The organism is Acidovorax cavernicola (assembly GCF_003581445.1).
In genome coordinates this window covers 1-1120 of the sequence record NZ_QXMN01000246.1, presented here as the reverse complement: position 1 = coordinate 1120, position 1120 = coordinate 1, and the positions used below count along the sequence as shown (strand labels likewise).

The following is a 1120-nucleotide window of genomic DNA, read 5'->3' as shown; positions in this document are numbered from 1 at the left end:
ATGTTCTTGTCGGCATCGCCGCTGGTGCCGATGATCCAGATATTGCGTTCCTTGAGCTCATTGAGCGTGCGCGCGAGATTGGTGACCATGAAATAGGGCACGGTCTCGGCCGCGCCGCTGGCCACCTTGGCGACGGTGGCGTTGATGCCGGCCGCATGGTCCTTGGGCGCGATCACCGCATGCGCGCCCGCGCCGTCGGCCACGCGCAGGCAGGCGCCGAGGTTGTGCGGATCGGTCACGCCGTCGAGCACCAGCAGCAGCGGGTTCTTCACGCCGCTTTCCTCGAGGTTTTCGAGCAGTTCGTCGAGCGACGTGATCTGCTTGGTGGGCTCGACGCGCGCCGCCACGCCCTGGTGGCCATGGCTGCCGGCGAGCTTGGCCAGGCGTTCGCCGTCGGCTTCGATCAGCCGCGCACCGGCTTCGCGTGCCCGGTCCAGGAACTGGCGCATGCGCGCGTCGCGGCGCGAAGCCTCATAGTAGATTTCGACGATGGATTGCGGCGCGGTCTTCAGACGCACGCCTACGGCGTGGAAGCCGAAGAGAACTTTGGGGGACGACATAGCCCGCGATTATCGACGCAAGGGCATGCCCGGCATGTTCCCGGTGGCATCGACCGCCGCAGCTGGCAGCAAATACCGCCGGGAACTGCGCCGCCCAGTGGGTTTTATGTCCAGCGCTTAAACTCCCGGCTCTCGCGACGCGGGCCGGGCGCCATCGCCCTGGCAACCCCCAGCGCCGCAGCCCCGCGTCGCTGCGATGGGCCGCCAGCCGCGCCCCGCTCCCCTGTCTTCTTCGATTTTCCTTTCTGCCATGATCTTCAAGCCAATGCTGCACTGGTTGCAGCGCACCAGCCTTGTGACGCAAATCGTCATGGCCCTGATTGCGGGCATAGCCTTTGCATTTCTGTGGCCGTCGGCCACCCCCGGCGTGGCGCTGCTGGGCAAGCTGTTCATCTCGGCGCTCAAGGCCGTGGCCCCGGTGCTGGTGCTGATCCTCGTGATGGCGTCGATCAGCAACCACCGCCCCGGCGATTCCACGCTGATGCGGCCCGTGCTGTGGCTCTATGTGATCGGCACGCTGGCCGCGGCCATTGTCGGCGTCTTCGCCAGCATGCTGTTCC

At 66.4% G+C, this 1120-nt stretch carries 2 protein-coding genes; one reads left to right on the top strand and one right to left on the bottom strand.

Features of this window, described 5'->3' with window-relative positions:
- Positions 1-560, bottom strand: a 560-nt coding sequence (locus tag D3H34_RS32895) for a TrmH family RNA methyltransferase (protein WP_119558888.1), incomplete at its 3' end; no start/stop codon positions are given.
- 250 nt (positions 561-810) lie between these two features.
- Here D3H34_RS32895 and D3H34_RS32890 point away from each other — a divergent pair.
- On the top strand, positions 811-1120 hold a 310-nt coding region (locus D3H34_RS32890; protein ID WP_147400609.1), incomplete at its 3' end, for a cation:dicarboxylate symporter family transporter.